The organism is Singulisphaera photorubra (assembly GCF_045290345.1).
In the GTDB taxonomy this organism is placed as follows: Bacteria; Planctomycetota; Planctomycetia; order Isosphaerales; family Isosphaeraceae; genus Singulisphaera.
Genome location: NZ_CP155447.1, coordinates 9156166 through 9182327 on the forward strand (window position 1 = coordinate 9156166; position 26162 = coordinate 9182327).

Annotated in this window: 19 protein-coding genes; 11 read left to right on the forward strand and 8 right to left on the reverse strand. The window is 60.6% G+C overall.

From position 1 onward, the window contains the following. The first annotated feature begins 213 nt into the window (after positions 1-213). The 3 genes from V5E97_RS34165 to V5E97_RS34175 all read left to right on the forward strand — a co-directional run bounded on the left by V5E97_RS34165 (position 214) and on the right by V5E97_RS34175 (position 4534). Positions 214-1953 carry an SMP-30/gluconolactonase/LRE family protein gene (locus V5E97_RS34165; RefSeq protein ID WP_406696009.1) on the forward strand — a complete coding sequence of 580 codons (1740 nt, stop codon included), beginning with the start codon at positions 214-216 and terminating at the stop codon, positions 1951-1953. 342 nt (positions 1954-2295) lie between these two features. Further along, on the forward strand, positions 2296-2532 hold the full coding sequence (locus V5E97_RS34170; protein WP_406696011.1) for a hypothetical protein: 237 nt from the start codon (positions 2296-2298) through the stop codon (positions 2530-2532). Between the two features lie 256 nt (positions 2533-2788). Then, on the forward strand, positions 2789-4534 hold the full coding sequence (locus V5E97_RS34175; RefSeq protein ID WP_406696012.1) for an OprO/OprP family phosphate-selective porin: 1746 nt from the start codon (positions 2789-2791) through the stop codon (positions 4532-4534). Positions 4535-4717: 183 nt separating this feature from the next. Here the strand turns inward: V5E97_RS34175 and V5E97_RS34180 are convergent, their stop codons facing one another. From V5E97_RS34180 to V5E97_RS34195, 4 genes are all read right to left on the reverse strand, one after another. Next, a complete protein-coding gene (locus V5E97_RS34180; protein WP_406696013.1) occupies positions 4718-5512 on the reverse strand; it encodes an NAD-dependent protein deacylase in 795 nt (264 codons plus the stop codon). A gap of 88 nt (positions 5513-5600) precedes the next feature. Next, positions 5601-5831: a hypothetical protein gene (locus V5E97_RS34185; protein WP_406696014.1), complete on the reverse strand. Its 231-nt coding sequence runs from the start codon at positions 5829-5831 to the stop codon at positions 5601-5603. Continuing rightward, a complete protein-coding gene (locus tag V5E97_RS34190; RefSeq protein WP_406696015.1) occupies positions 5828-6406 on the reverse strand; it encodes a hypothetical protein in 579 nt (192 codons plus the stop codon). Before V5E97_RS34190 ends, V5E97_RS34185 begins: the two co-directional genes overlap by 4 nt. Before the next feature lie 562 nt (positions 6407-6968). After that, the gene (locus V5E97_RS34195) at positions 6969-10058 is read right to left on the reverse strand and encodes a hypothetical protein (RefSeq protein ID WP_406696016.1); all 3090 of its coding nucleotides are present in this window, start codon (positions 10056-10058) and stop codon (positions 6969-6971) included. 600 nt (positions 10059-10658) lie between these two features. Between V5E97_RS34195 and msrB the strand changes: the two genes are divergently transcribed. Then, on the forward strand, positions 10659-11252 hold the full coding sequence (msrB, locus tag V5E97_RS34200; RefSeq protein WP_406696017.1) for a peptide-methionine (R)-S-oxide reductase MsrB: 594 nt from the start codon (positions 10659-10661) through the stop codon (positions 11250-11252). Positions 11253-11373: 121 nt separating this feature from the next. Here the strand turns inward: msrB and V5E97_RS34205 are convergent, their stop codons facing one another. Next, the gene (locus V5E97_RS34205; RefSeq protein ID WP_406696018.1) at positions 11374-12762 is read right to left on the reverse strand and encodes a sigma-54-dependent transcriptional regulator; all 1389 of its coding nucleotides are present in this window, start codon (positions 12760-12762) and stop codon (positions 11374-11376) included. A gap of 4 nt (positions 12763-12766) precedes the next feature. Then, positions 12767-14191, reverse strand: coding sequence for a two-component system sensor histidine kinase NtrB (locus tag V5E97_RS34210; RefSeq protein ID WP_406696019.1), 1425 nt, complete (start codon positions 14189-14191; stop codon positions 12767-12769). A 320-nt stretch (positions 14192-14511) separates the two neighbouring features. On the opposite strand from V5E97_RS34210, the gene V5E97_RS34215 reads away from it, so the two are divergent. After that, on the forward strand, positions 14512-15387 hold the full coding sequence (locus V5E97_RS34215; RefSeq protein ID WP_406696020.1) for a hypothetical protein: 876 nt from the start codon (positions 14512-14514) through the stop codon (positions 15385-15387). Positions 15388-15535: 148 nt separating this feature from the next. On the opposite strand, the gene V5E97_RS34220 is transcribed toward V5E97_RS34215, so the two are convergent. Together V5E97_RS34220 and V5E97_RS34225 are read right to left on the reverse strand one after the other, a co-directional pair. Next, positions 15536-16306 carry an HAD-IIA family hydrolase gene (locus tag V5E97_RS34220; RefSeq protein WP_406696021.1) on the reverse strand — a complete coding sequence of 257 codons (771 nt, stop codon included), beginning with the start codon at positions 16304-16306 and terminating at the stop codon, positions 15536-15538. A gap of 220 nt (positions 16307-16526) precedes the next feature. Further along, positions 16527-17840, reverse strand: coding sequence for a coiled-coil domain-containing protein (locus V5E97_RS34225; RefSeq protein WP_406696022.1), 1314 nt, complete (start codon positions 17838-17840; stop codon positions 16527-16529). A 459-nt stretch (positions 17841-18299) separates the two neighbouring features. On the opposite strand from V5E97_RS34225, the gene V5E97_RS34230 reads away from it, so the two are divergent. The 6 genes from V5E97_RS34230 to V5E97_RS34255 all read left to right on the forward strand — a co-directional run bounded on the left by V5E97_RS34230 (position 18300) and on the right by V5E97_RS34255 (position 26128). Continuing rightward, positions 18300-20000, forward strand: coding sequence for a M2 family metallopeptidase (locus V5E97_RS34230; protein WP_406696023.1), 1701 nt, complete (start codon positions 18300-18302; stop codon positions 19998-20000). Between the two features lie 30 nt (positions 20001-20030). Beyond that, the gene (locus V5E97_RS34235) at positions 20031-21890 is read left to right on the forward strand and encodes a hypothetical protein (RefSeq protein ID WP_406696024.1); all 1860 of its coding nucleotides are present in this window, start codon (positions 20031-20033) and stop codon (positions 21888-21890) included. Then, the gene (locus V5E97_RS34240; RefSeq protein WP_406696025.1) at positions 21887-23599 is read left to right on the forward strand and encodes a GTPase; all 1713 of its coding nucleotides are present in this window, start codon (positions 21887-21889) and stop codon (positions 23597-23599) included. The genes V5E97_RS34235 and V5E97_RS34240 overlap by 4 nt, the downstream gene beginning before the upstream one ends. Before the next feature lie 83 nt (positions 23600-23682). Then, entirely contained in the window at positions 23683-23901 is a 219-nt protein-coding gene (locus V5E97_RS34245) for a hypothetical protein (protein WP_406696026.1), read from the forward strand. 146 nt (positions 23902-24047) lie between these two features. Next, positions 24048-25034 (forward strand): hypothetical protein, encoded by a 987-nt coding sequence (locus tag V5E97_RS34250; protein WP_406696027.1) that lies wholly within the window; start codon positions 24048-24050, stop codon positions 25032-25034. Then, the gene (locus V5E97_RS34255) at positions 25031-26128 is read left to right on the forward strand and encodes a zinc ribbon domain-containing protein (protein WP_406696028.1); all 1098 of its coding nucleotides are present in this window, start codon (positions 25031-25033) and stop codon (positions 26126-26128) included. The genes V5E97_RS34250 and V5E97_RS34255 overlap by 4 nt, the downstream gene beginning before the upstream one ends. Positions 26129-26162: the final 34 nt, after the last annotated feature.

Consider the following 26162-nt stretch of genomic DNA (forward strand, 5'->3'; position numbering starts at 1 on the left):
TGCGCTCCGCGAGACCGGGCCCTTGGCCAGCGTCCCGATGTTGGGCCCCGCCAGTTCGGCATCGAGCGCATGTACGCTCCAAGGCTCACCTCATCGCGCCAATTGAGATCTCGGTCGGGGCCTGATGTTGCATTGCCTGCGCCTGGGCTAGAATCTTGCCCTGCGTGTCCCTGCACGAGGCTGTCCTCTGGCTCGAACGGAGATCCTTCGCCGATGATGCTTCCCCATCACCGTATTCTTGTTCTCTTGACGATCGTGTCGCTTCCCGCGACGTCGTTCGCCTTGGGTGCGGACGTCCCCGAAACGGGGAAAGATGTTCCCAAGGGTGTCGTGACCAAGTACACCTTCGACCAGAGCAAGATTTTTCCGGGCACGGTGCGTGATTACTGGATTTACGTGCCTCAGCAGTACGACCCGGCCAAGCCCGCCTGCGTCTATGTGAACCAAGACAACGTTCAGTTCAATGCGCCCGCCGTCTTTGATCGCCTGATTCATGCGAAGGAGATCCCGGTCGTGATCGGGGTCTTTGTCACGCACGGACGTGTCAAGGCCCTCGCCGACTCGGCGCTCGATCGTTTCAATCGAAGCTATGAATATGATGGCCTTGGCGATCAATACGCCCGCTTTCTGCTCGAGGAGATCTTGCCCGAAGTCGAGAAAAAGTCGACTTCGGATGGCCGACCCATTCGCCTCTCAAAGGATGGCAACGACCGTTGCATTGGAGGTTCGAGCAGTGGAGCCATCGCCGCATTCACCGCGGCCTGGGAACGCCCCGACGCCTTCCGGCGCGTGTTCAGCTCGATTGGAACCTACGTGGGCTTGCGCGGAGGCAACGTGTACCCGACGCTGCTCCGTAAGTACGAGCCAAAACCGATCCGCGTCTTTCTCCAGGATGGAAGCACCGATCTGAACATCTATGGAGGTGACTGGTGGATGGCGAACCAGGAAATGGAACGATCTCTGAGCTTCGCCGGCTACGAGGTTCGCCATGTCTGGGGTGAAGGGGGCCACAACGCAACGCAGGCCACCGAGGTTTTTCCAGACGCGATTCGTTGGCTCTGGAAAGACTGGCCGAGTCCGGTGAAAGCCGGAGAAGGTTCTCCGCAACTCCGCGAAATCATCCACCCAGGCGAGGCCTGGACGCTCGTGGCCGACGGCTACAAATTCACGGAAGGCCCCGCATCAAACGCGAAAGGTGAGGTCTTCTTCAATGACATCCCCAACGCGAAGACGTATAAGATCGCTCTCGACGGTACAGTGAGTCTCTTCCTTCCAGATTCCCAGAAAGCGAATGGGCAGGCCTTCGGGCCCGATGGCCGGCTCTACGTCGTGGCCACCGGAACCGACCAAGTGCTTGCCTACGATGATGGAAAAGCGAGCGTCGTGGCTGACGGAATTCGCGGCAACGACCTGATCGTCCGAAATGATGGAACGATTTATGTCACCAATCCCAGCCGCACCAGCACAGAGCCGAGCAAGATCTGGATGATTCGCCCGGGCGGGGAGAAGCAGGTCGTCGACACCGGTTTGAAGTTCTCCAACGGCGTGACCTTGTCACCGGACCAATCTCTTCTCTATGTCGCCGAAAGCCGTTCGCGGTGGGTCTACAGCTATCAGATTCAGGAGGATCGGACCCTCGCATTCAAGCAGAAGTACTATCATCTTCACGTACCCGACAATGCCGACGACAGCGGCGCTGATGGCATGTGCGTGGATCGCGACGGCCGGCTCTATGTGGCCACCAGAATGGGCGTTCAGGTCTGCGATCAGGCGGGCCGTGTGAATTGCATCATTCCAACGCCCAATGGCAAGGTTTCCAACCTCCGCTTTGGTGGTGAGAACTTCGACACACTCATCGCCACCTGTGGTGACCGTGTCTTCAAGCGAAAACTCAAGGTGAAGGGCGCCAATGCCTTTCAGCCTCCCCTACGTCCCGCGCCACCAAGACTATGATCGATCACCCCAACCCGCCGACAACATGCGACTGAGCCTTCGAGCCTCCTCGTCACGGTTCTCGGGTTCGGTGGCTCTGGCACTGCCAAGGTCGGGGTTGACAATCCAGGCCATTCGGAATCAGATCAAGGGGCCACGCTTGTCGTGGTCCCTTCACGATTGAGTCTGATTCGCAAACGGTCAGTTTCCACCCCTCATTTCACTGGCAAGGGGGGGAAAAGATCGTCAGGGTTACCAAGCGATACGAGCGGGCAGCGGGAGCTGCCCCGGTGGCAGTATGCAGACCGATGGCGCATGCGGCGACACGGGTTGCGCTTTGATCTCCAAGGAAGGAGAAGCTCGATGATGACCGAGAGGTCCGAGACGCCAAGGTGGAGATGGCCCGTTGTCTTCGCGATCCTGGCCTTATTCGGGGGAGGCTGTACTGCGATGGGGACAGCCGATCGAGAGGCCGGATCCGGAACCACACTGAGCACCGACCCTGCGACCGTGAAGCCCGGGCAGACGATCGCCCCCCCATCGCTGGGTATCGACCTGAGCCGCTCATCAATTGACAACGGACGTGGCGAAGCGGCCTGACCCGAATGGCGATGGTTCTCGATCTGAGGATGCGAAATTCCGACTTCCCCCAAGATTGCTCGGGGTGTCGAGACGTGTACCCACCAGCAATTCCTCAAGAATCGAGCAGGCTGGCCCGCGGGATCCGCATAACCGGCGCAATTGTTAAAGTCGCCTGCCGGAGCGGTCGAAAAATAAAGCCAGGAGATTCTACGTCTACTGCTGACGCCGGTGATGCCCCTCCGTCCCGGATCAAGTTCTCGGGGGAGTTCGAATCATGTTGGTCCTCGTCAGGCGCCGGAAGCCCCGTGCCAGTCTCCTCGGCACGTTTCTGCTCGCTTCAATGGTGGTGCAAGCCGCTGTTGCTCAGCAGATGGCTCCGGCACAGGAACCTGTGGATTCCACCGCACCGGTGGTAGCCACACCTCCGAACCTCGCCGTTCCCCCCGCGGTCGTTGGTTCTGAAATGCTCTCGCCTCCTGCGACAACCCGTGAGGGTGCACTCGAAGAGCGAATCCGCCAGTTGGAAACGATGGTGAACACACTGTCGGGACAAATCCAGAAACTTCAACCTCCGACGGGGGGCGCGACAACAGGCGGTGCCGCGACAGGTGGTGCCGCGGCAGGTGGTGCCGCGGCAGGTGGTGCTGGTGGTACGGGAGAAGGAGCCGGCCCAAACCCTGGCTCGGGTGATACCGGATCGGCTGCGAACCTCGCCACTCCGTCAGGAAGCGGTGGAGCGTCTGCTCCTGGTCAGTCCTCTCCGCCGAACCCTTCGCCCTCCGCGCGGTTTGATGCGCCGACTCTCCTTCAGAACGTGCCCGGAAAAGTCAAGTTCGGTCCGGGTTTCGAGATCAAGAGCAACGACGACGAGTACTTTTTTCAGTTTCACAATTTGTCACAATTTGATTATCGCGGCTATCTCCAGGGGGGGCAGGATCCGACCCACGAGACGTTCGCGATCCCTCGCCAGTGGTTCATGTTCAGCGGTCGGATCACACGACCCTTTGGTTACTTCGTCTCGCTCCAGAACGGGCTGGATACCGTCTTTTTGCTCGACGCCTTCCTTGATATCGACTATGACCCACGTCTTCAGTTGAGGATTGGTCGTTACAAAACGCCGTTCACGTACGAATTTTATGTTGAGCCGGTTCAGGGCCTGATGGCGCCGGAACGGTCGCTGTTCTTCAATAATTTCGGGTTGAATCGTGATGACGGCATCATGGCGCACGGCCGGATCCTCGATTCTCAGGTCGACTACGCCGTCGCGCTTCAGAACGGGACCAGGAACGGATTTCTCGACCAGAACGACGCGAAAGACGTCGCGGCATTCGTGAACTGGCGTCCCTTCCGTGACGAGGAAAACACGCTTCTCGAGAATTTCAACATCGGCGGCTCGGTCGTTGCCGGCAACCAGAACAACATACCGCTTCCGCAAACCCTCAGAACGGCTATTGCAACAACTGGCAATCAGATCATTGGTGTCCCCTTCCTCAACTTCAATAACAATGTCCGTGAGTCGGGCGACCGTGCTCTCTGGGATCTCCATGCAGCCTGGTACTACAAGCAATTCGCCCTCGTCGGGGAGTGGGGCAGCGGCTTTCAGGACTACGCAAAGGTCGGGAATCTTGCGAATCGGACTCATCTTCCGATCGACAGCTTCTACGTCCAGGCCGGCTACTACCTGACCGGCGAAACCCGTAGCAGTGTCGGCATTGTGAAACCACTCCATCCCTTCGATCTGCGTCGCGGACAGTTCGGCCTCGGAGCTTGGGAATTGACCGCCCGGTACAATCACCTTGAAATCGGCTCTCAGGTCTTCACCAGCGGACTCGCCGATCAGAACCTCTGGGCAAACCGGGTCAGCATGGTCGATGTCGGATTGAACTGGAGCCTGACGCAGTACGTCAAGATTTACCTCGATTGGCAGCACTCGGACTTCAATAACCCTGTCTTGTTCGCTCCCGGAAGACGACAGAAGACCAGCGATATGCTGATGGCTCGATTCCAGCTCTTCTTCTGAGCAGCAGTCGGCCCACATGACGAACACAAGATTCAAGGGCTTCGCCGCCAGGGCGAAGCCCTCTCTTTTTTGTCAAGGATCCGCGAAAGCCGCCTGCGGGAAGCGGCGTTCACCTCATTTTTCAGCTACTCTGCCGGGCCACGCGATTTTTGAGCCACTTCAACCCCCAACATTCTTGCTCGCTCAGCCGCGGTCTTCACGGTCCCGATAGCGTTCCCAGAGTGTCCCGAGCACCAGCGCCGCGCCTGCGGTGATCCGGAGGTCCACCACGCTTGAGACACCCGACCGGCCTGGGTTGATCTCGATCGTCGGGACGCCCGCTGCTCGCGCACGCAGCACCGGCGCGGCGATGTACGGGAAGACACTGCTGGTGCCCACCGAGAAGACGACGTCGAATCCCAGGTCCATTTCGCGTTCCAGCCGCTCCAACTTCTCGACTGGGAGTTCCTCGCCGAAGAGAACGACGTCGGGGCGAAGGATCGCGTTACACAGAGGGCAGAGAGGGAGCATGTCCAGGTGGGCGAAGTCGTCCACCTCTTCACGGAAATCACAACGAGTGCAATCAATGAGATGAATGTCGCCGTGGATGTCGATAACATGATGCGATCCGGCTCGGCGATGGAGTCCGTCGACGTTCTGAGTTAGTACCCAGACCGCCGCGAAGCATTGCTCCATCGCGGCGATGACTTGATGAGCCTTGTTTGGAGCGACGCCTCGGCAGGCCCGTTCCAGTTCGATGAGGTACTCCCAGGTGATTTCCGGGTGCAAGCGCATCATCGGGCCGGACATGACCTCTTCGATCGCATAGCCGTGACGGGTGAGGCGCTCATCGCCGTAGAGTCCGCCAACGCCTCGATAGGTTGGTAGACCGGAGTCGGCGGAGATCCCTGCTCCGGTGATGAAGAGTAGACGCTGGTCGGGCCGTAGCAGTCCGAGCACTTGGTCGATTGCGTGGGAATCGGCATCGGTCAAGGGCATGATTACCTCTCAGCCAGGTTCACCTGGAAGCCGAGTGATGCCGTCAGGATCAGGAAATTAGAATCGATTAAGTAGGCGACTTATGATATCACGTCTTATCCGGAATAATCTCTTTGGAGAGTGATGGGACCGGGACATAAAAGGTCGAGTACCGCCGCCCGTTCGTGTAAGGCCTGCCCTTGGGGTCCTCGACCAGGACCGTGGCCCGCTTCGTGATTCGGTTGATCACACCGACATGGCGCAGACCCTCATGCTCGAAACTAACGCGATCGCCGACCCGGACTTGGTATACCGCGGCGGCCCGCTCCTGCGGCGTCACGAGATCGTGGGTTGCTCCCTCGTGTCCGAAGATGCGCCGCGACAGAGTGTGGAAGTTAGCGGCCGAGCAGCTCGACTGACCCCAGGCGAGGAACTCGGCCAGGTGGAGTAACTCGTGCTCGAAGATCCGCTGAAGGATCTCCAGCCGATCGCGACATACCAGTCCCCGACGGTGACCAGTCGCCCTGGTTCGCGGAAGTTCTGAGCCAGCAGCAGGGTCGAGACGGCAATCTCATACTCAACCCGCTCGACCACCCCGGTCAGTGTCTGCCGGCGCTCCCGGCGCATGTAGGTCTTACCGGCCGCGCGGGTCATCCGGGCCGAGGGCCGTAAGGTCACCTCGCCGACGCCATCCTCTCGGAGCATCCGGCCCAGCAATCCATCGAAGAATCTGGCATCGTAAAGGTCGAAGAGCAGGCGCAGGTCGGCGGTCCCCAGCGAAGTGAAGTTCCCGGTGCGGACATACTGAGAATGGAGGAGCATCTCATCATAGATATGCCGGTTTCTTCGGGCGACCTCGTCGGCGATGTGGTGGAGCGCGGTAAAGCTGGCAGGACGATCCAGATGCGGTGCCATGTGGGGCGATCGAGGATGAGGACGGTTCATGGGGCGCCATCGATCGGGTTTTCGGGACTCTCAATGGGTTCAGGTCTTATTTCAGGCGAGATGATCACGGGACGCAAGCCCGTCTCGGACGCGGAGGTCAAATCTCTCAACGGACGGCGGGGGACGCAGTGGTAGACCCGTCTCAAGTGGTAGGATCAGCGTCGGTCCCTCGGCCGGCGTGGTCCGGTTCGCTCGACTTGGCCGTAGGGTCACTGCGGGAATGGCGAGCAGGCGACGAGCTTTCTCCGATCGTTGGATCACCTTCGGCGAATGATGAAACCGGGACCTTGTCGACCCCGGACTCGCTTCGGGCTACTTTCGCAATCGTGGCACATCGACTTTCGGCCAAGGGCCTCACAAGGGTCCGAGAATGGCTCCGGACATCTGGCCCTCGTTCCGGGGGCTGAACCGAGCACCAACCTAATGGAAAGGCCCCGTGTCCCACTCAGTTTGAGAGGGAAACGGGGCAGCTCGTAGGGCAAGTCTAATGACAGCGCCTCCCCTCAAATGAGGGAGACTTTCCGCCGCATCCTCAGCGGAGGCGGGGGTTGCGTTGGTCGTTCGACCGGGGCGGCTTGACCAGGTTGTTGAGCAGGTCGCTCGCTCCTCGTTTGAGGACCGACTTACCTGCATCTCTCAAGCCAACTTTCATACCCCTGCGATCGATCGTGGGATGAGAGAGCGTTCCACCAATGGGCAGGCCGACTTTCAGCCCTTCCAGCAACTCCTTCGCCTCGGCGCTATTGCCGAGCATCCCTTGAGTGATGGGGACCTTCGCCCGCATCGCGATCGTCTGGTCGAATCCGACCGAGCCTTCGAATTCGAGCTTGGCGTCACGGCCCACGGGAATCGACAGTCCGCGTTGATTGACGCGTCCGTCCGCGATCGCCAGTTCAATCGGCTGGTCGAGACGAAGTCCCGACGCCCCTTTCTGGCCGGTCAATGTGATGAGTTCACCCGCGAACGGCCCCGGTGCAAAGTTCACGTCCTGAAATTCGACGCGTCCGATCAGGGTGGAGTGGGTCGAATCGTCTCCATTGATCGGGTAATCCGCCTTGGAGATCGTGACGGAGGCCTTGCCGGTCACCCTCGTGGCATCGTGTAGCATCGGCGCGATGTAGGCGAGCAGGCTGCGCGAAACGTCGTCGTTGATCTCCGCCCCTTTGATTTCCGAGCCCGGGGCCAGCCGGAAGGTGACTGTCCCCGCCTTGTCGACGTCGAGGCTTGGTTTGAGGATCGTCGGCCCATTGTTGATCGTCGTCTCGATCGGGTCGATTGTCCCCACTCCACCACTCCAGTGCAGGACAATTGGAGTGGGTGCGACCTTGAGTCCGAATGCAATCGCCTCGAACCGGTCGAAGCCAAGCTCCGCTTCCAGTTCCTGGAGCACGCTGCCCGAACCCTCGGCCGTGAGTGGCCCACGAATCATGAATGGGCGAGCCTCACCGCGAACTTTGGCTTTCGGTTCGATCGACTCGGCCACCAGGGGATCAAGCACCGCCCAGTTCGGGTCGAGGGTGCCGGCGAAGTCGGCAAACCGCCGATCCCCCTTCGTGTTGAGGTTTCCCTTGGCGTGAATGCTCGCGTGGCGGATCGCCATCGCCATGTTCACAATTTCGATCTGGTCGAAACTGGGGGAACTCTGGGTATGCATCGCGAGGACCGCTGGCGCCAGGATCCGGCGAGGGCTTCCTTCTGAACCAGCCATTGAGAGGTCGGGCGACTGGAATGTTGTCGAGGCGGTGATCGCGCCTTCAGGCGTAATGTTGATGCCCGACTTCAACGAAAAGGCCCCGGCCAGGTCCATTGCCGCTCCCCCCGACCACCATGCATAGCTCCGGTCGATTCGAGCGAGATCCCCTGTCAGCGTTCCCTCCACGTGAAGAGCGCCGCCCCGGTTCAGACCAATGATCTTCAGGCCCTCTTCGCCGATTGCAACCGGTTCCGGCTTCAGCGCGTCCGGAAGTGATTGCAGCTCGAGCGTCCCCGTCGTCGAGTCGAAGCGGCCCTTCACTGCAAGCCGGACGGGGTCGAGAACGGCTGCGGGGGGAGGGTTCTGAGGAAGTGGAACCAAAGCCAGCCGCAGTTCGTCGATCTGGAAGGCTCCGTCGGTCGTCGTCGTCGAGAGCTTGGTGGATGCGGTCAGATCGTCGGACTTGAGCGCGAACTGGGCCACGTTCCACGAGTTCGGAATCGCGGAATCGGCCAGTGGTCCGGTGGCGCCGAGGTCGAGGCGAACGGCCTTACGCGCGATTGGTTCGGCCGTTAAGCCGACGACGCGAAGCGCGAGGAACTCGGCGGCCAGTCGACTGGTGTATCGTTGTTTCTCCGGGCGCCGAAAATCGAAGGCGATCCGTCCCTTGCCGGACATGTCGAGCGTACCGAAATCGATCAGGTCACGCAGTTGGTTCTTGAGCCCTTCGAGATCGACGGTGGCCGAAACTTTGACCCCGCTCTCGAGGTCGCCTGCCCCCGTCGCGTCGAGGAATGCGGTTTTGACGGCGAACTGTTCCACCTTGATGTTGTCAGGTCGCTGGAGGATGTGGACGGAGAGGCTTGCCGGATCGCGAATGGCAATCAATTGTCCCTTGTCCCGTGCTTCCAAGTCGGAAACTCGGGCTTCGGCCACCAGCTTACGACCTGGCCCCTTTTCGGCATCAGCGATCTCGATGTCGAGTCTTGCCAGGCCTTTTTCAACCGAGAGCCCTTCGCGGACGTGCAAAACGTGGGGAAGCTGTCGCGCCAGGGCGGCGAGATCGAGCTGGCCCTGAATTTTTGTGGAAACCGACTGCGAGCCGGTCGTCAGCTTGGCTGTCGCCTTGAGCGAACCGAGCGGACTAGCCAGGTCGAGTTGCCGCACGTCCCATGCACCACCGGTCTCGGCGATCTCGTAGTTTCCGCCGACCCGATCGAGTTGGAGTCGATCGCCAGCCAATGCTGTGCCTGTCGCCTCGAGCCCCAGGACTTCACCTTGGCCCGAGAAACTCCACTGTTCGGTTTTCCGGACCGTCGAATAAGTCCCGTTGAGACGGCCCCTCATCGTCACGCCACCGGAGTCGACGCTCCAGGGCCAATGACGAGCAACCAACTTGGCCGTGAGAGGAGGGATGCCCGAGTTCGGAGCGCGATGATCGAGCTCTCCACTGATCTCAAGCGTCGAATCGTCCTTTTCCGAGGGATTCGCGAGAACGACCTGCCAGGTCACAGGCCCTTTCACGGCGGGCATTTTAGCCGAGAGTTCAAAACGACGGGCTCGGATCGGTTCCGGTAGCTCGGGAGCCCGCACGCTGAGCGAGCCATTGATGAGCTTGACCGAGATCGCGTCCCAGGGGCGCCCCGGTTTCGCGGATTTCGGGGCTGGTTCCTTCGGGGCCGGCTTGTTTGGGTCCTCCTTGAGCAGAGAATCCAAGGCATCGACCAGGTCGATCGAACCGTCAGCCCGACGCTCGATATCGATCTTGGCTCCGTCGAGGACTAGAAGCCCCCCCACGGGATTACCCGTCGCCAGGCTGGGCAACGATCGCTTGAGACTCAGGCGAGGGATCGTGACGAGCGCCTTCCCTTGTTTATCTCGGAGGACGACCCCGCGCATCTCCTGCTGACCAAACCAGGAGAATCTCAAGCCTCCGATCTCGAGCCGACTCGGCGCCAGTGCTTGATTGGCTGTCGAGACGACCATGAGTCGAACAGGAGAAGTTGACGCCAGCCAGGGTAGACTCATCAAAGTCAGAGCTGGGATCAATACTGCGGCAAGGAGAAACCTCCGGAGCCATTTTCGAGGCTTGCGAGGTGAATTGGTGAGCGACATCAGTCCTTGACTCCCCGGAACCCTCCGTAGTCCGGCATTGAACACGCATCTTTATAAAACTCCGGATCGAGAAAAACCTCAAGATCAACCACCACTTGTCCACCCGATCGAAGTCAGCGTCGTAAAATGGGATACGCTTAGTCGTCGGCAAACCCCGACCTCAACCCCAAAACCTCTGGCTTTCTGAAGGGTTTCGGTGGTTTGCGGCGATTGGGCAGCCTGGTGGTTTTGGAAGAGTGCTTGTCTCATTGAATAGAATCAATGAGAATGAGAGCATCAGGTTTGATGGGCGAAGTTGCCGAGCGTTCGTGATCGAGAACCAGGTCGGGAAAATGATCGTGTCTGCGAGGCGCGATCGCGACTAAGGCTTCGATCAGCTCTGAATCGTCACACCAGATTTCGGAGACACGGACCATGAGTCGACGCATTCTTTCGATACTTACAGTCTTGTCGTGCGCGGTTCTTTCGACGATGCCAAGCGTGGGGCAAGAACCGGTTCAGAAGCCAAAAAAGAAGGTGATCAAGTCGGACGAAGAGTGGGCCAAGATCTTGACTCGGAGCCAGTTTCTCGTGTGCCGATTGAAGGTCACCGAAGAGCCGTTTTCGGGTCGGTTGCTCAACAACCATGCCAAGGGAACGTATGACTGTGTGGCCTGCGGTGCCGAGTTGTTCAACTCACGAACCAAATTCAATTCGGGGACGGGGTGGCCGAGCTTTTGGCGGCCGATTGATTTGGAAAACATTGCTACCGAGATTGATAACAGCGAGGGATCCCCTCGAATTGAGGTCCTTTGTGAGAGCTGCGGCTCGCATCTCGGTCACGTCTTCAATGACGGCCCCGCACCGACCGGCCTGCGCTACTGCATCAACTCGATCGCCTTGAAGTTTGTTCCGGAACGTAAACCCGCGAAGCCCTCGAAGGCAAAGTCGGAATCCGAGTCGGGTTCCGAATCTGAGTCCGAGGCGCCGAAATCGGAAGCCAACGCAGACCCATCGGCATCGAAGTAGGTGTCGGAGTCATGGGTCTGGGTCGATAGGCCAGACTGATCAATTCCCCCCGCCTCGAACTCCCTCGATTTCAGACGACTTGCCCCTCTGCTGAGGGAGAGGCTGACTCAGGCCTTGTTCCTCAGGGATGAAGGTCGTACTCACGAATTTTATCGAAGAGTTGGCGACGGGAGATGCCGAGTCGCGCGGCCGCCTTGGTGCGATTCCCTTCGCAGGCGATCAAGGCGCGATGGATCGCGCGCCGCTCGACTTCGGCGAGCAGGGCTCGCAACGGCAACGAATCGTCCGTTTCGGAAGGCTCGGCCGCCAGGCTTGATCCGGGCTCGTCGACATCCAGGTGTTCGGGGAGAATCGGCCGCCCGCGCGCGGCGATTGCGGCTCTGGCTAGGAAGTTCTCCAGTTGCCGGACGTTGCCGGGCCAAGGGTTCGCGAGAATCTTTTGCGAGGCCTTGGGGGTCAAGCTGAGGCTGACCCACCCATACTTCCGTTCGAGTCTCCGCAGGATGTGCTCGGCCAGGGGGGTGATGTCATCAGTACGCTCCCGCAAGGGGGGGATGGCGATTCGGATGACGTTCAAGCGATAGAACAAGTCTTCGCGAAATCGACCGGCAGCCACGTCCTTGGGGAGATCTCGGTGGGTTGCCGAGACCACCCGGGCGTCCGTTTTGAGGGTCTCGGTTCCTCCCACACGCTCGAATTCCCGGCGCTGGAGGACACGGAGCAGCTTGGCCTGGGCGGCCTGGGGAAGCTCGCCCACTTCGTCGAGAAAGATCGTCCCCCCCGCCGCACGCTCGAATCGGCCGGGACGCTGGCGATCGGCTCCAGTGAAGGCGCCTCGTTCATGGCCGAAGAGCTCGCTTTCGATGAGACCGTCGGGCAAGGCTCCGCAGTTGACCCTCACGAACGGACCTTCGCCACGACGCGAGTGAGTGTGTAGGGCCGAGGCGACCAGCTCCTTGCCGGTGCCGCTCTCACCCACGATCAGAACGGGTTCGTCGGTTGCCGCGGCGCGTCCGATCGCCTTATACACCTCGCGCATCGGTGGGCTCTGTCCGACCATCTGAGGTTCGTCCTCAGGAGATTCGCCCGTTTCATCGACGTCAACCTCGGCTCGTAGCGATCGAACCTCGGCAGCCAGAGATCGCTGGTGCAAGGCTCGTTTCAAGGTCAGTAGGACCTCGTCGAGATCGAACGGTTTGGAAAGATAGTCGTAGGCTCCCTGTCGCATCGCCTCGATCGCCGCGGTCGACCCGCCGAAGGCAGTGACCACGATGACCGGGAGATCCGACAGGGCCGGACCGAGCTCGCGGAGGACGTCGAGGCCATCCCGACCGGGCATCTTCAAATCCAGGAGCACGGCGGTTGGGGGCTCCGCTCGAATCGAGGCGAGGGCCTCGAGCCCGTCGGCGGCCTCGGACGTGCGGTATCCCTCGGACTGAAGGAGTCGGACGAGGTTGCGACGGATCGTGCGATCATCATCGGCGACCAAGATCAGGGCCGGTTCGCTCATCGGATCAGACTCCATGGCCGTCCCGTCTGAGAATCGGCAACGTCAAGGTGAAAAGTGCCCCTCGTTCCGACCGTCCCGGTTCGGAACGAAGGTCGCCGCAGTGTGCCAGGACGATCTCGCGAGCGATCGCGAGCCCCAAGCCCGTCCCGCCGGCCTTGGTGGTATAAAAGGGCTCGAACAGGTGGGCGAGGACTTCGGGCGAAAGGCCGGGACCCGTATCGGCCACTCGAGCCTCGACGACCCCCGCAATGACGTCGGTCCGGGTCGAGAAGCGAAGTGTTCCTCCGCCCGGCATGGCCTGAAGTGCGTTAGTTGATAGGTTACGGAAAACCTGCACGATCGCCGGAGGAGCCATCAGAATCGGCGGGAGGTCGGGATCGAGGTCGAGTTCTACCGTGACCCCTTGCGCCTCGGCGCTGGCGGAGGACAGCCGGGCGACCTCCGCGACGACTTCATTGAGATCGCTCGGCATCAGGTCCTGGGCGTCGGCCCTGGAGAAGTGAAGCAAGCGAGCCACGATACCTTCGAGGCGATCCACTTCGTCGACGAGCCCCTCGAACGACTCGGCATCGGGACCGATACCTCGTTGCCAGAGCTGGACCGTGGAACGGATCCCCGCCAGCGGATTGCGGACCTCGTGGGCGACTCCCGCGAGGAGTTTACCGAGCGCGGCGAGTCGCTCCGAACGCCTGAGCTCGGTTTGCAGTTGCTCACGTTCGGCCGCCTGGCGCCGGACGGTTCGGGCAAGCTCCGCCATCAGCACCAATGAGAGCGCGATGCCGCCAAGAGCGAGTCCGGCCGCGAGTTGATAACCCTGGATCGACCGGTTCAGGAACAAAGGGTCTTCCAGCCGGATCATCGTCCAGGTCGCGGCGACGACCTGGCCTCGCACGGCGACCGGAGCGGTCCGGATTGCGACCAGGCTCGGCTGGCTGACTTCGACGATGAACAGGCTCTGTTTCTTCCGGATAGCCGCGTCGATCTGAATCTCGATGAGCTCGGCCTCGGATCGAGGGGGCCCCGCACGACGGCTGTTTGGCTCCAGCTTGTAGGTCGGGGGCGGTGGAGGAGCGGTCGGGAACGCTGCGCCGAGGAAGCGGTTGAAGTCACGGACGTAATAGCCGCCTTCGACTCCATCGAACGGAGCCAACGCCTCGGTGGCTTGCGCCGAGAGATCACGATCGAGCGCGTCCCAATCGGCCGGATCGAGGTAGTCGGGCCAGCGTGGCGCCCGGACGAGGACCGATATTCCGCGTTTCGCCAGACTCTCTCCCGCACGGTCGAGCACCCCTTTGGCAGAGGCGCGGCGCCGCTCGCGTTCGATGACCGAGGTGGACGTCATCCAGAGCGATGTCAAGGCGGCCACAAAGCACGCGACAACCACGCCGATTTGCCATTTGAGCGGGATCCGTATCCTCGGACGCGCCATGATCCTCGCCTTGAGCCAGATGAGAGAGGAACCTGATTCCCACAGACAAAGCAATCATCGGGCCAATCGTGTTCTTCGGGGGAATCGTCGGTCATTCGTGACGACCGGCGTCGATCGTATCGGATGAGCCCCCGTTCGTGGGCGGAAATCCCCCTCCGATCCGGGGGGTTCGTGCCCATGACTGGCGTCTCGTGAACCAAAAAGCGAGTGAAATCGCGACTTATTGGCTTTGGCATCAGTCGTGCTTTGAGCCTCAAGAGACGGCGCGATTGGCGTTGTCGCGAAGTACGGACAAGGCCGGGGCCAAGGAGAACTAAGCCGTGATCAAGATCTTGACGATGGGCGCCAGCAGCCTGATCGGTATCGCGTTGGTTGCCGCGCAACCTCCTCCTGACGAGGAGCGAGGTGGTCCCCCCCCTCCTCCGCCTCCTCGAAAAAAGGCCGACGAGCCACCGGGTGGCGCGCTCAGACGCGCTTACGAGCTTCTTCGCCGACTTCGAGCTGACGGCCGATCTTCCGGTCGCCCCGAGGAACGTCTCAAGGACTGGACCGAGCGGGCCTCAACGCTCTATCGCGATGCAGTTAAGGCCCACAAAGAGGGAGACGAGCGTCGCGCCCACGAATATGGCATTGCGGCTCATGATCTGGCCCGCGCTGTGGAGCATTCAAAGAACGCCTCGGTTTACGAAGAACGCGACAGTGACCTACCGCCCCCCCCCGAAGGGGGACGAGGAGGCGACCACAATCCGGTCCGTGGCGATCTCTGGCATGCTCATGACCGGGTCCGCGGTGGCCTCGACGCCCCCAAGGACGAGGCCGACAAGTTCTACATCGACGCGGCACGTGACCTCTACAATGCGGCACGTCGCGATGCCGAAGCAGGCCGCCTAGATCGAGCCGGGGAACTCGCCAAAGCCGCCATCGCGATCACCCACGTTTCCGAACATCTCGCCCATGCGCTCCACGACGGTCCCCCCCCTCCCCACGACGGTGATCGTCCTGAGGCGAAGGGTGAGTATGGTGAGCCGAGGCGCCAACCTCACGATGGTGAACGGCCCAAGGCAAAACGCAAAGAGTTCGAGCCAAAACGCAAAGGCATCGCGGCGAAACGCAAGGAGTTCGCACCGAAAGAACCGCCCCGCGAGGGCGATCGACCGAGAGACGATCGTCGCGAAGGGCTGCCGCCTCCGCTCTGATCGGAACGACCCTGACTTTTGGGCGGGAGACCTCGGTCTCCTGCCCAGCTCTCATCACCGAGCAAAAGCACGGGAATTTCCCGGTTGCGCGGCCGGCCCGGCCGGTTGAGATTCCCCTCTTCAGGTATCGCCTGCCGGCCAGGCACGTTCAGGTCAGGGTTTCGACCGGAATCTCGCCGACGTTCTCGAAAATGAGAGTCGGGCGGAAGGGATACTGCTCCACTGTTTCACGCGAGCTGACTCCAGAGAGGACGAGGATCGTTCTCATCCCAGCTTCGGTCCCGGCGAGAATGTCGGTGTCCATTCGATCGCCCACCATGAACGAATCGGCCGAATGGGCTTCGAGCTTTCGGAGCGCAGTCCGCATCATCAACGGGTTGGGTTTGCCGACGAAGTAGGGTTTTCGGCCTGTCGCCAGTTCGATCGGTGCCACCAAAGCGCCGCAGGCCGGCTGAATTCCTTGTTCCGAGGGACCGGTCAGGTCGAGGTTGGTCGCCACGAATCGAGCCCCACCCACGATGAGTCGGGTGGCCCGCTCAATTTTCTCGAAGTCGTAGCTCCGGGTATCGCCGACGACAACATAGTCCGGTTTTGATTCGGTCAGCGTGTAGCCGACGCTGTAAAGGGCATGCGTCAAGCCCGCGCCACCGATGACATATGCGGTCCCACCGGGCTTCTGCTGGTGAAGAAAGTCGGCCGTCGCGAGTGCGGAAGTATGGAAGCTCGACTCATCGACGTCGACTCCCAACTGGCCGAGTCGATGGCACAGATCGCGCGGGGTCCACTGACTGTTGTTGGTCAAAAAGAGGAACTTGTGACCTCCCCGCCTCAGCTTTTCGAGAAAGTCGAGGACTCCGGGGATCAGGCGGTGGCCGTGGTAGATGACCCCGTCCATATCCACGATGTAGCTGGGCGGCATTTCCCGAGAGCACTCCGAACGACCTGAAGCGTCGCCTTTGGTTCCGTGACCTCATTCTATCACGGGCTTATCACTCCGGCGACCGGGTTGAGAGCGGTCCCCGCCATCCCTCGTAAACGAGCGACCTGACGGGATTCGGGGCGTGGTTGAGAGAGGCTCTGCACGCCTTGACGGGCTCGGGTGGAGAATCGCCTCAAAGACTCGGTAGACTCGTGCGTGATTATTTGTCGAATGGCTGTCGGGCCGCTTGAAGACGCTTGATGATGGATCGAAGCTCTCGCTCCCGGTTCCCCTGCGCCTCGTTTTCATCGAGCCGCCGATTCTTGAACGCTTCGAACTCCCGGCGAGTCTGCTGTAACGTCTGAAAAAGGTCATCCCGTTCGCGGCGGATCGAGGCGAGTTGGCCAGCCACTTTTTGAAGTTCGGCGAGTCCATCCTGCCGGTCACGATCCCATCTTGAGTTGACGGCCGATCGCTCGAGTTCTAGTCGTTCGCGTTTTTCCGACAGCTCTTCGAGTTGCTCGTCCAGGAAACGTTCCCGCTCCTTGACCAAGGTATGCATCTCATTCCGCAACTGTGAGACAAACTCTCGTTCTTCTTCGAGTCGCACTCCATCGAGAGCAACCCCCGCGAGTGTTTCGCCCAGTCCATGGATTTCTTCGTGGGCCGCGGTGAGGCCATCTCCAAGTTGCTTTAATTCCCCCGCGAGCCGATCGCGTTCGATGACCGCTAGATCGCGTTCGCTCAGAGCGCGGTCACGTTCGCCCTTGATCACCTCGAGTTCGCTGCTGGCCTTCTGACGCTCGATCATGACTTGATCGAGTTCGAGATTGGCTCGGGCGAGTTTCCCTTCATACTCGAGTCTCTGCGCGTCGAGGGACGCTCGAAGTCCTGTCAATTCGCCTCTGAGACGGGTCGTGTCCGTGCGATACGACTGCTCACGTTCCTTGGCGAGCGTCTCGGCTTCCTCCTGAAGTCGAGCGTTGAGTGCGGCCGACTCTTCGTACTCGACCCGTTGTTCCTCTGCTTGCTTTGTGAGCCTCTGAAGTTCATCCTCGAGCCTGATGGCGTGCATTGCTGCATCGCGAAGCGCGAAGGCTTCGACACGAAGTCGATTGGCTTCCGACCGAACGACCTCGCATGCGGCCAAGTCGTCTTGAACGAGCCGAATATGCTCAATCGCCTGTCGCAGTTGCGACTCGAGATTCTCGGCGCGGAGGTGAAGGGAGACTCGTTGATAATTTGCCGCGACAAATCTTGATGCGAGGCGGTCGTTCTCCGTTTTCAGCTCGCACAGCTCTTCCTTGAGCTGTTGAATCTCTTGCTCTTGAACTTCCGTCCTGACTGGCGATTCGGCTGGATTTTGCTCCGCAACGCCCACCGAAGCGATGGAAACGGAGTTGAAGTCTTCCCTCGCCTCGGCGACGAAAAGATGGCCGCAGTGATTGCACACGACCTTTTGACCAAGGTAATTGACCCTGACACGAAGTTCCCGCTGGCATTGGTTGCAGGAAATAAGTACGTGTTCGGACATGGAAATTAAGGGTCCACTGCGAGGGCGAGCGGCGATCAGACCTCAGGAGTTGATTTGCGGACGGGAGGACGCGCGAGCGAAGCCAATGGGAGAATTTGAAATCGTCGCTGGTGCAAGCTCGTTCAGGCAGGTGATTCCATCGCTACTTCGATTCGCGCTCTGCGCTCTCGCACCGTAGCGATCTCGGGCTGATGGTAAGACCCTGTCCGACGGGCGCTTCGGTCATAAAGTTGGCCGCTTCGGTTCGGTCGTTCCCGCGCACTCGCATCTTCCGCCGGAACCCGGGCAGGGTCAATCCGAAACACTTTGGGTTGTGAAAAAAAAGCCAGCAAGCCGTGCCCCTGAAAAAAGAAACCGGTCGACCTCTCGGCGAACAAAGCGCCGATTGCAAGTTCAAGGCGCCCGTGAGAAGATGTCCCATCGCAAATTCCGCTCGATGGCACGAGGAAGCCAAGCGACATGTTCCACCGATCCGTGTTCCTGACGATGGCGGTGCTTCTCATGGGACTCAGCGACATCCCACTTGCTTCGGGTGCGCCTGAGGTGAACGACAACGACGTGAAGGCCCAGCGATTCGTCAGCGATCATGTGACTCGGATCCGGCCTCTGGAACGGTCCGCCGCCCTGTCCTGGTGGAACGCCAACGTCACGGGCAAGGACGAGGACTTCGCGGCCAAGGAAGAGGCTCAAAACCGACTGGACGCCGCCCTCGCCGATCGCCAGCGGTTCAGTGAGCTCAAGGCCATCAAAGAAAGCCCAGTGTCCGACCCTGCCCTCAAACGCCAGATCGAAGTGCTCTATCTGAGCTACCTCGAGAAGCAGGTCGATCCTCAGTTGCTTCGGAAGATCAGCGCCAAGGCGAACGCGATCGAGAAGGCGTTCAACGCGTACCGTGCCACGGTCGACCGCCGCGAAATGACCGACAGCGAAGTGCGCAAGGTCTTGAAGGAATCGAACGACCAGCCACGGCGCCAGGCGGTCTGGGAAGCGAGCAAGGGGGTTGGACCAGCCGTCGAAGCGGATTTAAAGGCACTCGTCGCACTCCGGAACGAGGCGGCGCACACGCTCGGCTTCAAGAACTACCATGCGATGCAGTTGCATCTGAACGAGCAATCGCAGGAGCAAGTTCTCACTCTGTTCGACGAACTGGATGCACTCACGCGAGCACCCTTTCGCGCGGCGAAGGCGGAGATCGATGGCAAGCTCGCCGCGAACTTCGGATTGAAGGTTGACGAGCTTCGTCCCTGGCACTATCACGATCCTTTCTTCCAAGAGACGCCCGCCGTCTTCAAGACCGACCTCGACGAGGCATACGCCAAGGCCGACATCCTCGAGCTCTGCCGGAAGTTCTATGCCGGGATCGGCCTGCCCATCGAAGACGTCATCAACCAGAGCGACCTCTACGAGAAGCCGGGGAAGAGCCCCCACGCCTTCTGTATTGATATCGACCGTGAAGGTGACGTCCGGGTCCTGGCCAATATCGTGCCCAACGAGTATTGGATGGGCACGATGCTCCACGAGCTCGGTCATTCCGTCTACAGCAGCAAGAATATTCCTCGCGACGTCCCCTACGTGCTGAGAACCGAGGCGCACATCCTGGCCACCGAGGGGGTGGCGATGATGTTCGAGAAATTCTCGAAAGATGCCGATTGGCTTCAGCAGATGGGCGTCAAGCTCAACGACCCTCGTGCCTTCGATGAGGCAGGGGCGAAAATGAGGAGTCACAAGCTACTCATCTTTTCACGCTGGTGTCAGGTGATGCTCAGGTTTGAGAAATCGCTCTATGAGAACCCAGAGCAGGATTTGAACACCCTCTGGTGGGACCTGGTTGAGAAGTACCAGGAACTTCGCCGACCGAACGGTCGCAATGCGCCTGACTACGCGAGCAAGATCCACATCGTCAGCGCCCCGGCCTACTATCATAACTACATGATGGGCGAGTTGTTCGCGGCCCAGGTCCACCATACGATCGCACGCGAGGTGCTTCAGGGGGTCGATCCGTCGAAGGCGAGCTACGTGGGAAACCAGGCGGTCGGCCGATTTCTCAAGGAACGCCTCTTCGGGCCTGGCCGCTCGCTGACTTGGGATGACCTGACGCGCCATGTGACCGGTCAGAGCCTGAACCCAAAGTCATTTGCCCTCGATTTCCAGAGCCATTGAACGGGTAGGGTCAGGGAGCGACACGTTCGAATGGGCGACGAGATAAGGGTGACCGATCCCATTGCCGCGTGTGACCGGCTGATCGCGGTACTCGAACGCGCGATTCCGTTGAGCTCAAAGGGCCGTTGGGCATCGGACGATGCGATCCATGCGCCGATCCTCCCGTTTGCGATCGCTCAGCTTCGAATGCGCGTTCGTCCCGCCTTCCAACCGGGATGGATCGAGACAGACCCGGTCCATGTCACTCTCTTCGGAGGGACCAATACTGGGAAATCAACAGTTGTTAATTTGATTGTGGGCCAAGCCGCGGCGGGCATGGGTGTTCGCGCTCGCTGTAGCCAGCACCCCGAGGCCTATCGCCTCTCCGCGCTCGGTGATCGCTGGCTCGAAGGAAGCTCCACGCGATTCCAGGGATATCGACGTTATCACGGCGAACACCCTCCACGCCAAACCGACCTGGAATTGCGACGCGATGGCTATCGGCGAGCCCTCGCCATTTTCGAGATCGATCGCCTGTCCGGTGCTCAGCTCGCGCCAATGGCCGCCTCGACTGCGATCGTCTGGGACGCGCCCGACTTCTCAACCGAACAATCGGGATATTACCTCGGCACGATCCTCGACCTCCTGGCACTTGCCGACCTTGTCGTGATGACGGTGACCGACGAGTGCTATGCCGATGACCGAGGAACTTCACTTCTGAAGATGGTCGGCGATTCCGGTGTCGCCACACTCGTCGTGGCGAATAAGTTGCCCGAGAACCCCACACTCCTCGAAGACGTAGGCCGGACGCTCGGCACTGCCGGAGGCAGCCAGGCTCCTGTCTTGCGGTTGCCCGAAGTCTCCGGTACTTCCCCAATCGATCGCTTGGAGCGGCTCCTGCGCCGCGACGAGGCGAGCGTAATCCGCGAGTCGGTCCAGCGCGAGGCGGTATCGGAACCCGCAATCAAGCGACGATCATTGATGGGTTCGATCGGATTTCTCGAGCGTCGCCTCGATGAGTTCCTGGGGCCGCTCACCCATGAAGTGAGCGCATCGGCCGCTTGGCAAGCAACCATTCACCGGCTGACCCGCGAATCGATTCTGGACCCCTACCGCCAAGATTATCTCGAAGGGGTTCGCTATGGAGAGTTGAACCGCACGCTTCTCCATCTCATGGAATTACTCCAGGTCCCTCTCATCGGCCCGATCCTGGAACTGACCGGCCGGGTGGTCAGAATGCCCGTGAAACTCGCCGGGCGAGGATTCCGAAGTCTGCTTGGGCATCGTACCAATGAACCCAAGCCTCCGCCTGAGCAGGAAATCCTCCAGGACCTGATCCCGCACTGGCTCGCCGCGATCAAGGCCGAGGCCCAGGTTCTCGCGCGTTCGGAAAATCGTGAGGAATGGACCGCGATCGTCTTGGAACTTGAGAGTGAACGATTTCGGACCGAATTGCTGGCCCCATTTGATCGGGCTTTCGAGGTTTATCGAGAGCGGATGGAACGCGTGGTAAGGCGACGCGCAGAGGACCTTCACGAGCGGCTTCGCGAGACCCCCAAGAAACTGGCCACGATGCGCGGGGCGAACCTCATGGTGAGCGCAAGCTCGGTCGCTCTGGTGATCAAGACCGCGGGCCTTGATTGGTCCGACGCCGTTCTGGGGCCGGTGGTTGCCGGAGTCTGGCAAAATCTGCTCGAGTGGGGGTTGGGTCGCTACCTGGAGACGCTCCGTTCCGAATTGAAGGACATCCAATTGCAGGCCATGCGCCAGCTCGTTGAAGTTCATCTGGAGCAGCCGGTTCGTAACCTCTTCCCCGGCGCCGTGAGCGCGGGCGAACTCGATGCGGCACGCGCCGACTTCGCCTCGATCAAGGCCGAGGCGACACGGATCGCGGAAGGGGGCCGACCGTGAATGACGAGCTCACGAAACGGTCGATCAATAGCGCGCTCGAGCGGCTCGCCGAGCGGATCCAGTCGCCTCGAGCGCTCATCATCCGCCCTTACGAGCAGGCGCTCATCGAGTCGTTCATCGAGCGGGCGCGTGGCCAATGGCTCGGGCCCTCCGAGCCCGTTCTGACCGTCGCACTCGCCGGGGGGACGGGAGCCGGCAAGAGCACACTCATCAATGCGATGGCCGGTACCGTGATTGCCGAGGCGAGTGAGATTCGCCCCACGACCCGACAGCTTCAGGCCTATCACCACCTGGAAGATTCGCTCGGCTCGCTGACTGAAGATCTGGCCAGCAAAGCGACGTTCGTCGCACACGACCGTCCCGAACTCCGCCACAAGATGCTCGTCGACACCCCTGACCTCGATAGCTTCATGGTCCAGCATCGCGCCACGACCAAGTCGCTCCTCAAACGGTCCGGCCTTGTCCTCTACGTTTTCAGCCCGGAACGCTACCTGGAAGAGCGGACCTGGTCGATCCTGCGAACCGAAACCGAGTTCAGCGCGTCCGCGGCGATCCTCAACAAGGTCGATCGGATCGGTTCTCCCGAAGAACTCGAGCAGATTACCGAAGACCTCCGTGCCCATTTCGCCGCGGTGGGGCATGCGGATATCCGGATCTTTCGCCTCTGTGCCCGTGCCCACGTGCCTGATTCCTCGGGCGTTCTCCCGAACCTCGCGCCCGAGGTCGATGATATGGTCGCGCTCCGCGCCTATCTCGAACGCGAACTTCACGGCAGCGAGATTGCTCGACTCTTGCGTCGACAACGCGAAGCCGTGATCTCTCACCTTCAGGTCGAAATCGAACGGATCGCTCCCGCCTCTTTTTCCGATAAGCTAGAAGTGGTCGCGCGGCTCGCGACAACACGTGCCGGAGAAGCAGGGACGCGGCTCGCCGCAACGATCGCCGAACCTTTGGCGGCCGTCGAGGCGGAGCTCGTCCCCCTCTTGATCATCCGCCGGCACGAGCGTTTCTGGGGGCCGTTCCGATTCTGGCTGGCCCTCTGCGACTTCGTCAGTTTTGGTCTGACCAACCTGGTCCGTCGTTCGATCAGCCGGCGTCAGACCGATCGGCCAGGTCTGATTGAGTCCACTCTCGATCGAGTCGCTAGAGGTCCTGTTGAGGTCGTCCTGCGTTCACAAGCACGAGATATTCAAGATCTCCTTTATGCGAATGGCCTTCCGATTGAACGCTGGCGTGAACTGACGGTGAACGTCGACGGAGCCGGACAGATTGCGGCAATCTCCCAGGAGATCGAAGCCGGTTTCGAACTGGCCGCGGTCCGGCTCTCCGAACAGGGCCGATCGATCATCTGGTTCGCGAGTAGCCTGGGTGGGATCGTCCCATCGGCATTCGTTGTGATCGGACTTTTTGTCATGACCCGAGACCTCTTTTCGGGAAGCTATGCAGGGCTCACGCTCCTCTGGCACCTGCTCGCCATGATGATCCTCTTTTTCCTCGCGCTCCAGGGTTTGGTCGCCGTGCTCTTACCCGGTGGCACCCGATGGTTTGGTCCGTCGCTCGGACCTCAGTCCGTCTCGCGAGTGATCTCCCGGACCGTGGACCTCTGGGTCGACGCCTACCGCACCGACCTGAACTCAGATCTTGCCGAGCTTCGCGAGCCCCTGGTCGTCCTTCAGAATGCAGGGCACGCCGAGGCGGAGTCGGTTTGAGCTGGCCGTTTCGTTTCAGTCGACAAACGGCATGCGTGCGGTTGCGATCGTCTTCGCGACTCAGTTCATTGCGGAGCTTATCGATGTATCTTGGTCCCATGGAAGTCATCATTGTTGCGTCAACGGGCTTGTTATACCTCTGGCCCGTCTGGCGAATCTGTCGGAAGGCCGGATTCCCGGGCGCAATCGGTCTCCTGGCGCTCGTCCCCTTCGCCAACATCGGCTTGCTCCTCTTCCTTGCGTTTGCGGAGTGGCCAGCCACTCGCCATGCAAAGCCGATCGATCGGGATCCTGATTTCTAGCGACTGCTTCGAGGCAGCGATTTCTGTGTCATTTCTTACGACTTGTTCCCCCTGCCTCACGGAATCAGGGGCACTCGCTGGCGGCCAAGTCCCGCTCTCGCCATAATGACGTGCGTTCGGACCGACAGCCGTTCCCAATTCGACCCGTGGCATCGCTCATGATCGACCCGGTTCGTCGGACTTCACGCTATCAGTCGCTTCGCACCTCCCGTGTGGTGCTGGGACGAATGGCCCCCTTGGTTCGTCTTGGGCTCTGGGGGATGGGCGTCTCTGTCTTCCTCGATCAAGTGGGGCCGATGCTCTCCGACGCGCAGTTCACCTGGGGTGAACGACGGATCATGGGCCTTGTCGCCTTGCTCACTATCGGTGGATTTGGGTTGGGAGGCTGGGTCGCAGGTCGACTCATGAAAGCCTCCGCAGAGTTGATCGACTTATTGATCGATGGCGCGGACTCTGCCTGGCGAACCGCTGACCTGATTGAGCTTCGGATGATTCCGACGCTCGGTCGGATCGCCAACGCCCTCGAAAAGTCGGAACAAGCCGGCCCAGGCAGTGCGAGTGAGCCAAGGCTCACGGCGATACGGAGAGCGATTGCCGACTGCCACTGGGAAGACGCTGAGCGTTTGATTGAATCATTGGCCAACGATAAGAGTCAGGTCGCTTCCGAGGCCTCGGCCCTCGGTGACGAACTGTGCCGGGCCCGCGATCGGAAGATCGAGACGCATCGCCAGGAGATCGAGGCGGGGCGAGCCGCAAACGATCCCGATCGCGTCATCGACGCCCGCGATGCGCTCACGCTGCATTTGCGAGGCGAGCGGCTCGTTGAACTCGATCGTCAGTTGGTGCGTTGGCTGGTGACTCTCCTCCAAGGTTGGGTTCGGTCAGGAAGTCGATCCCGGGACGCCGCCATGCTTGCGTCCCGCGTGGCCGAGACGTTTGGAGACACGGCCGAAGGGGCCACTCTCCGCGCGGCCTTGCCAAATTTACGGCGAAAAGCCGGCCTGTGTCCCCGTTGCGCTCGCCCATTCCAAGGGAACGCGGATCTCTGCCCGCGTTGCGTCGTTCAGGGGCCGACGAATGCACCGCTCTCTCCCGCTGGCGCCGGGGGCTCACTTCCGAAGGATCCGACATGAGCATTCGTCTGACCTGCGCGTCCTGCCACGCCACGTTTCTGACCGCCGACGATTCCGTTGGTCGGCGCGTCGCCTGCCCCAAATGTGGGGCCAAGCAAGTGACGCCGAAGCCGGTCGCGGCGATACGCTCCGCCGTTACCGAGGAGTCGGTTTTTGTCCCCGCCGCCGAATCGCCCAGCCGTCGTCGACTCCGTCCTGTCTGGCTTGGCTTGTTCCTCCTCGTCTCCACTCTTGCGGTTGCCATGGTCGTGGCCTGGCCGACGATTCAAGCCTGGTTGCACCCGGTTCCTCCCGATCCGATCGAAGTTGTGGCATCAACGTTTCTTCGGTCTTTGACGGAAGAAAAGCCGGAGGAAACCCAGAAGGTTTCGATCGTTGACGAGCCTCCCGCCATTCGCTCGTTCCAAAACGTGAGGCATGACCCAACCCGAGATCGGCCCTTGAAGGGATCGTTTCGACCGATCGCCCGATTCCACGAACGGCTCAACAAGTCGTTTGAATACAACACGGAAATCGGCCGCTTCCAACCTCGCGACCTGCTTGGCCCGGCCGCGGAAACTCTCGACGCACTCCACGCCGCCAAGGCCGAACAGGTTGAAACCGCCAAGAAGATTGCGAGTGGAAGCCCGGACGACCTCTTCGACGCCGCTGAGGCAATGGCCTCGACCTTCGAAAAATTGGCAGAAGGGGCGTTGGCCCCGAAGAAGTTGATCCCGACCTATAAGCAACTCGTCGAGGATGCCAAGCCCCCCCTGCCCGCTACGGAACGGGAGCTTGCGCTCGATTTTGGCGCGAACCGCGAAACGTGGGATCAACTCTTGAAGCGTCCGTTCCCCACCTTGAAAGCCGACGGCCCGTACATTCTCGATCGCGCGGAAGTCACGGCCATGATCACGGATCGGCTGGGCTCATCCGGCGCCCCGCCGACCCCGCTTCACCTCAAGCTGATGCGATTCCGTTTGGAAGGGATTGATACGGGCTGGAAGGTGATTTCCGCCAGGCGCGAGGGGGAGCCCGAGCCGGTTGCCGAGCCCGCGGAACCCACGCCTTCAACCGAGCCGATCCACCGATCACCGGGCGAATCGGCGCAATAATCAAGCGAGGGTGGGCCGGTGTGCCGTGCCCACC

Excerpts from the sequence above, each read along its gene's own strand:
- V5E97_RS34165 (WP_406696009.1), top strand. The coding sequence starts at position 214 with ATGATGCTTCCCCATCACCGTATTCTTGTTCTCTTGACGATCGTGTCG.
- V5E97_RS34170 (WP_406696011.1), top strand. The coding sequence starts at position 2,296 with ATGATGACCGAGAGGTCCGAGACGCCAAGGTGGAGATGGCCCGTTGTC.
- V5E97_RS34175 (WP_406696012.1), top strand. The coding sequence starts at position 2,789 with ATGTTGGTCCTCGTCAGGCGCCGGAAGCCCCGTGCCAGTCTCCTCGGC.
- V5E97_RS34180 (WP_406696013.1), bottom strand. The coding sequence starts at position 5,512 with ATGCCCTTGACCGATGCCGATTCCCACGCAATCGACCAAGTGCTCGGA.
- V5E97_RS34190 (WP_406696015.1), bottom strand. The coding sequence starts at position 6,406 with ATGGCACCGCATCTGGATCGTCCTGCCAGCTTTACCGCGCTCCACCAC.
- msrB (WP_406696017.1), top strand. The coding sequence starts at position 10,659 with ATGAGTCGACGCATTCTTTCGATACTTACAGTCTTGTCGTGCGCGGTT.
- V5E97_RS34205 (WP_406696018.1), bottom strand. The coding sequence starts at position 12,762 with ATGAGCGAACCGGCCCTGATCTTGGTCGCCGATGATGATCGCACGATC.
- V5E97_RS34210 (WP_406696019.1), bottom strand. The coding sequence starts at position 14,191 with ATGGCGCGTCCGAGGATACGGATCCCGCTCAAATGGCAAATCGGCGTG.
- V5E97_RS34220 (WP_406696021.1), bottom strand. The coding sequence starts at position 16,306 with ATGCCGCCCAGCTACATCGTGGATATGGACGGGGTCATCTACCACGGC.
- V5E97_RS34225 (WP_406696022.1), bottom strand. The coding sequence starts at position 17,840 with ATGTCCGAACACGTACTTATTTCCTGCAACCAATGCCAGCGGGAACTT.
- V5E97_RS34230 (WP_406696023.1), top strand. The coding sequence starts at position 18,300 with ATGTTCCACCGATCCGTGTTCCTGACGATGGCGGTGCTTCTCATGGGA.
- V5E97_RS34235 (WP_406696024.1), top strand. The coding sequence starts at position 20,031 with ATGGGCGACGAGATAAGGGTGACCGATCCCATTGCCGCGTGTGACCGG.
- V5E97_RS34245 (WP_406696026.1), top strand. The coding sequence starts at position 23,683 with ATGTATCTTGGTCCCATGGAAGTCATCATTGTTGCGTCAACGGGCTTG.
- V5E97_RS34255 (WP_406696028.1), top strand. The coding sequence starts at position 25,031 with ATGAGCATTCGTCTGACCTGCGCGTCCTGCCACGCCACGTTTCTGACC.